This window comes from Mycobacterium sp. TH-M25 (genome assembly GCF_057473665.1).
Genome location: NZ_JBYCLA010000594.1, coordinates 1 through 5,791 on the forward strand (window position 1 = coordinate 1; position 5,791 = coordinate 5,791).

4 protein-coding genes are annotated in these 5,791 nt (G+C 67.7%); 1 reads left to right on the forward strand and 3 read right to left on the reverse strand.

Annotated elements, in window-relative coordinates:
• On the forward strand, positions 1 to 2,445 hold a 2,445-nt coding region (locus tag AC2VOU_RS19785; RefSeq protein WP_486958892.1), incomplete at its 5' end, for a DUF499 family protein.
• Between the two features lie 9 nt (positions 2,446 to 2,454).
• Here the strand turns inward: AC2VOU_RS19785 and AC2VOU_RS19790 are convergent.
• From AC2VOU_RS19790 to AC2VOU_RS19800, 3 genes are all read right to left on the reverse strand, one after another.
• Positions 2,455 to 3,057 (reverse strand): uracil-DNA glycosylase, encoded by a 603-nt coding sequence (locus AC2VOU_RS19790; protein WP_486958893.1) that lies wholly within the window; start codon positions 3,055 to 3,057, stop codon positions 2,455 to 2,457.
• Positions 3,054 to 4,004, reverse strand: a complete 951-nt coding sequence (locus AC2VOU_RS19795; RefSeq protein ID WP_486958894.1) for an AcrVA2 family anti-CRISPR protein — start codon at positions 4,002 to 4,004, stop codon at positions 3,054 to 3,056. The genes AC2VOU_RS19790 and AC2VOU_RS19795 overlap by 4 nt, the downstream gene beginning before the upstream one ends.
• The coding region (locus AC2VOU_RS19800) for a hypothetical protein (protein ID WP_486958895.1) at positions 4,001 to 5,791 on the reverse strand (1,791 nt) is incomplete at its 5' end. The genes AC2VOU_RS19800 and AC2VOU_RS19795, both read right to left, overlap by 4 nt.

The following is a 5,791-nucleotide window of genomic DNA, read 5'->3' on the forward strand; positions in this document are numbered from 1 at the left end:
AAGGATTACTCGCTTTTTGAGCGGTATCAACCGTTTTGGAGCGACAAGCACAAGATCGCCGAGGCGATCAGAGCGGTGAACCGGCCGGTTCTGATCATTGTCGACGAGGTGCTCGACTACATCGGCAACGGGTTGGACGGCGCCAACAAACCCGACCTCGCCGCGCAGGACATTGCCTTTCTGCGGGCGCTGCTCGATGTCGTCAATGACGTTCCCAACGTGGCGATGCTGATGGTGATGATCGCCTCCGACGCCGATCAGACCGCCCTGTCGAAGGCCGCCCAGGAACGTCGCGACGACCTCAACCGTCTGCTCGAACGCAACGGCTTCCCCGCAACGGTCACCGAGGTCGGCGACTTCGCCGACATCCTGCGGAGGCGCCTGTTCGACTCCGAGCCAGCCGCCGAAGTGGTGGCGGCCACCGCCGGTCAGTACGACGCCGTGTTCTCCGACAAGGGGTGGAGCAAGAACGTTTGGGACACCATCGGGACCACCTGGCGCGACCGCTGGACTGAGGAGGTCGCTGCCTGCTACCCGTTTCATCCCATGCTGATGTCGCTGGCCAAAGACGAGTGGAGCAAGGTCACCGGCTTTCAGCGTGTGCGATCGACGATCCGGATTTTCGCCGCGACCGTCTACGCGCAGCAGGAGCGCGGTAAGGCCGGCGAATGGGTGCCCGCCCTCATTGGCCCTGGTGACTTTCCACTGGCCGATTCCGCCGTGCGCGAGGCGATCTTGGGTAGCGGGCTCGTCGAGGACGAACGCACGATCGCGAACTATCGCAGCCTGGCCGAGATCGAGGTCGTCAACCACGACGAAGACAGCGGCACTGCCCGCCGTCAGGATCTGAACCGGGAGTCGCTGCTGTGGAGCGACGCGAACCCGCGGGCCGCCGAGCGGGCCGCCACCTTCATCTTCATGGCCAGCATCGTCGGAACGCTTCGACCCGGCCGCGGCCGCGGCGCCAGCGCACCGGAGGTAAAGGCGGCCACCAGCATTCCGAACGTCGCCTACACGATCACCGACGCCGACGCGGTGGTCGCCGAACTGGTCGACGTCGACCGCGGACTCAGTGCGCTGGACATCATCCCAGGCCAGGGGAACAACAAGCCGGCGCGTTACTTCCTCTCGACGCGGCTCACGCATCGGATGCTGGTCAACAACATTCGCCGCACCATCACCGAGGCCGAGCGTGACGCCGTACTGGTCGAGTTCGCGCAACGACTCGCCAGCACCGGCCCCTTCCGTGAACTCAGGTTCGTCGCAGCCGACGCCACGCGCACGCCTGCCGAGGTGCTTTCCACTGCTGGCCTGGATACCGCCTTCACCACCCGCCTGGTCGTGCTGGATCCCGCCCAGTTCAGTCTCCGCAACGGCGCCGAGGCCGCCACCTTGGAGGCGTTGCACGCGGCCACCGGGCTGGGGCAGGGGCCAGAGCAGTTGCCTGTGCAGTGGGCCAGCAGCGCGGTGTTCGCCGTGGTGAACACGCAGCGCCGCAGCCTCGCGCGCAGTGTGGCCGCCGAGTACCTGGCTCGAAGCAAGGCGCTGGCAGCCCCTGAAGTGCAGGCCGACGACGAGTTGAAAGCCACTGGCACCAAGGAACTTGCCACGGCGAAGGAACAACTCGAGAAGGCGTTGAAGCGGGCGTATCAGCACGTCGCGTACGTCGCCCAGCCCGACCCCGACGGCGAGCGGTACCTCGACCAACTCACCTTCGATGACGACACCCTCACAGCACTCAACGGCACCATCGTGTGGAAGGGACTCGCTGACCGGGACAAGGTGTTCGACGCCGGCCAGTTCGGCTCCCACGCCCTGCAACACAACCTGCGCGAGCAGGACTACGGGAAGACGCTGTCCGACATCCGCGCCGCGTTCTACAGCGCTCCGCGGCTGCCGCTGCTCTACGAAAGTGACCGCGACCTCCAGCAGGCCATCTTCGACGCGGTGAGCCAGGGTCTGTTGCGCATCGTCGAGGCCGCCGGCACCGCGGTCGAAGTGACCACACCCGCTCAGGTGAACCTGACCAGCACAGCGCTGAGAATCGCCGCGCCCAGTTTTACACCTGCCTCCGAAGGTGACGGCGCCCCGACGGCTGGCGGCCAGGGGGAGTCCCACGCTGGCGGCGCGGGCTCGACGACAGCGACCGGCACGGCTGGCGGTGGTGCGGCGGCTACGGCACCCGGTACCGGTTCCGGTGCAGCCGCCGCCGGCGCCGGCGCCGATCGACAAGTGGGGTTCTCGTTCACTAGCAACCTGCTGGCCGGCGCCGAGACGGCCGACGGCTTCGCCGCCCTGTTCCGGGCGTTCTACATGGCACTCGACGAACGCCAGATCAGCTATCTACAAGGCACACTGCAGCTCGTAGCGGACTCCTCGGTCGTCGACCAGATCCAGCCGCTGCTGAACGAACTGGGCATCACGGCGACCATCAAGGAACTCTGAGGCGCAGCGCTACCGCGGAGCCGTGAACGCCCACGCGAGCGCTCTGCCAAGGCGCTGCACGTAGTCGTCTTGCGTCATGCGAGGTTGGCGGGCGATCCACGACGGGTGGGGCGCGAACAGATGCCGGGTGGGGTGGGTGGCGGTTGGCGGCTTGCGGGGGCGGGTGAACGGCCATGGCAGCACCGGGGCGTCGGGGTGGAGGTGTTCGAGGGCGGTGCGGGCATCGCGGCCCAAGGCGATGATCAATCGTGGTGCCACAATGTCGATTTCACGGCGCAGGTGGGGCCGGCAGTTGTCGATTTCATGGGGTAGCGAGGGCCGGTTGTTGGGTGGATGGCAGTGCACCGCGTTGGTGGTGAAGACGGCTTCTTTGGTCAGTCTGGCGGCAGCAAGGGCGCGGTCAAGAAACCGTCCGCTGCCGCCGGTGAACGGGATCTGGGTGGCCATGCACGGACCGCAGAGGCTCTGGCCGACGATCATCACCGGGGACTGGGCCGAGCCGTAGCCGGGTGCCGCTTGGGTGACTTCGGGAATGTTCATGCCGGGGCAGGCGGTGCAGTTCTTGATGCGGGTGGCCAGGGTGCGCATGCGGCGCTCGCGGGTGTCGGTCATCGCCGCCACACGTTCACCCGATCACCGGTCAGCGGTTTGTCTTCCGGCCCTTTGACATACGGCGCGATCCAGGTTGGGCGCCTCATGCTGCGTTCGGGGCCGCAGGCCTGCTGGCGCCAATGCCCACCCACCCACCAGCGCCGGCTGTACTGGCGATCGCCGGTGGTGGCATCGTCGGACTTGTCATGTGGTGCGCGGCGCAAACGGCGCACGTCGACCAAGGTCACTGTCGGTGTGGCGGGCTCGGGGCGACCGGGCCGCCCGGAGCGGCGCTCATTGGTGGTGTCGCGGATCTCGCGGGTCTCGGCAACGGCGGGTTGTCCCATCAGGAGCCAGGCGGCGCCGACGACGGAGACGAACGGGTGCGCCGCTTCGGTGCCGTTAACTTCCTCGGTGCGCGGCTCGTTCGGGTCGATCACGATCGAATGGGCCGACCAGAGCGGAGTGCTGACCTGGTAGGGCGCAATCAGGTCGGGCCGCTTGGTGAATCGGCTCGATGGGGACAGTTGAAGGCGGCCGTCTGGACGTAGCCACCACCACACGGCGTCCCATGAAACATGTTCCGTAGCCGTGCCTTTCGGGCCGAAAGGTATTTCGCTGGCGGCCCGTGCCCAACAAAGCAGTCCGTTGCGGGAGGGCCAGCACATCGACGGAGACCATTCCGGCAGGGAGGTTGCCGCGTCGAGCGCCACGTCCACCATGTCGCGCGACACCCAGTACATGTCGGCGTCGCGGAGGGCGTCGGTTTCGACCTTCATGATCTCCATTTCGGCGGCCAGCTTGGACTGCATGCGCAGCAGTCGGCGACTGCCTGACTCGCTGGGATCCGGCGGTGTCAGCCCTTGGTCGGTGAAGCGTGCAACGAGCTGGTCGAGGGCGTTGCACCACTGCCGGCGCACCTCGGGGATGCTGGTGGGCGCCCACGTAAGGCGCTGGCGGCGGCTCACCGTGGTGGTTGGTCGAGCAGTATCGGCTCATCGGGCGATAGAAGATCGTGATCGCCGCGGCGCTTGAGCAGCCCGCGCACCTCGTCGCGGTCGCAGTTCAGCGCGCGTGCGAGCGCGGTGATGGGGTTGCGCACGGTCTTGCCGAGCAGCGTTCGCAGTCGGCGCGGGGTGGTGGCGTCGGCGCGGATGAGAGTCGCGTCGACGGTGGCATCGGCGGTGTTGAAGATGAGGACGATGGTGTCGCCGAGGAGGGCGTCGAGGGTGGTGGCCAGGTTGCGTATCGAACCGATGCTGGCGCCGTTGGTGGCCGACAGCCGCCAGTAGAGGGTGATGTCGGTGTTTCCGGTGAAGGTCCGCTCCTCGCCGGGGTGGATGCCGAGGGCGGTGGCCAGTGCGGGGTGCAGTGATTGTCCGGATCCGCGGAGCAGTTCGGCGGTGACCGTTATTGCGGTGCGAATCTCGTTGCGTCCGTTGCGGTATGTGCCGCGTACGGTGTTCAGGGGTGCGACGGCGGGCCAGCCGTCGGTTTTCTTGCGGCGGCGCACGGTGCCGCTTTCGACGACGAATCCGGGGGCGCTGAGGTAGGAGCGGATCGAGGATTCGGCGACGTCGGGGAAGGCCGCGGTTAGGTCGTCGATGATGGTTTTGGTGCTGATCGGGTGGCGGTGGGCGTCGATGCGGGTGGCGATTTCGGAGAACAGGCCGGTGTATTCGGGGATGGCCCAACGGCGTAGCGCCCAGGTCCGCTTGGTGGCTCGGGTGAATCGTCGGTCCTCGTAGAGGACGTCGCGCACGGCCTTCTCGTGGCATTCCTCGCCGATGGTGGCGGCGATGATCGCCGCGGTGGCAGGGGCGCCGGACAGGTGCAGGGCGGCTTCGGTCTTGTCGACGAAGCTGGCTCCCCATCGCACCCACTTGTCGCCGAATCGGCGCAGGCCGGGGCGGCTGGCGATGAACGCTTCGGCCGTCTGTGTGGGGATGCCGAGATCGAGGAGCTTGCCGGTGAGGGTCTGCTCGGTGGGGGCGCCGTGTTCGTCGAGTGCGGTGTCGACGGCGGCGGTCGCGGCGGCGAGCCCGTCGGCGGTGGTGTCCTGCAGCCATGGGCCGGTGGGTGCGTAGGGGCCGGCGAGGTGCAGCAGCAGTTGTCCGGCGTCGTCGTCGAGGTCCAGGCCCACGTCGGTGAGCGCTGGGCGGGCTGCCTGTTCGCAGGTGAGCGGGCCGAGGCGGCGGCGTAGCTCGTCGGCGGCGTTGAGGATGGCGGCGTGCGTCGGGTCGGTGAGCAGATCGGTGAAGCGGCGTTGGGCGCGCGGCTGGTTGCGCTGGACGTTGACGGGGGCCACGCCGAGCTGGCGGGCGGTCACGGGGATGGTCTGGGGGTGCAGCGCCCACCCGCGTCGGGAGAGCACGGTGTGGTCGTAGGCGGAGAGTCGATCGAGCAGGCGGCTGATGGTGGTGGGCAGGTCCTCGTCGGTGTCGGCAGGGGTCGAGCGGGTGAGGGTGACGGCTTCGCGGGCGGCGATGAGGATCGCCTTGACGGTGCCGGCTCCGCCCTTGGGGCGGTCGATCAGGGTGGTGATGGACTCGTCGGCGAGGTCGGCCCAGGTGACGAAGTGGGTGCCGTAGAAGGTGCGGGCGCGGCCGGGCAGCCAGTTGTAGGGGATGGCTTGGTGGGCGATCTTGTCGAGGCCGTCGATGATTTCGCGGACCGGGGTGTCGAGGGCCTCCTCGTTGTGGACGCTCTTCCACCAGGTGTCAGCGTCGAGGTGCTCGTCGAGGACGGTCACGCG